1 protein-coding gene is annotated in these 229 nt (G+C 73.4%); it reads left to right on the top strand.

The genetic code is table 11. The features are described 5' to 3' along the window. Positions 1-229, top strand: a 229-nt coding sequence (locus ACEN88_RS36470; protein ID WP_413347237.1) for a hypothetical protein, incomplete at both ends; no start/stop codon positions are given.

The raw sequence follows: 229 nt of genomic DNA, 5'->3' as shown, positions 1-229 counted from the left end.
ACGCCGTGCTGTGGACGGGCGTGCGCCTGCTGTGCGGCGCGCCGCTGGCCGAGCTGCTCCATTACGCCGACGCCGTCCGTCAGTCGGTCCCGTTTGGCAACGTTTCCGTCGCCACCAGCCAGCTGGACAGCCGCATCGCCCTGTTCCGCGCGCTCGCGGACGGCCCGCGCCCGCCGTACATGCCGACGGTGCCCGCCGACGCCATGCAGTTCGGGTGCTGGCTCGGCAG

Origin of the sequence: Massilia sp. CT11-108 (assembly GCF_047302915.1) — a bacterium.
Lineage (GTDB): Bacteria > Pseudomonadota > Gammaproteobacteria > Burkholderiales > Burkholderiaceae_D > Telluria > Telluria orientalis.
This window is presented reverse-complemented; position numbering and strand designations above follow the sequence as displayed.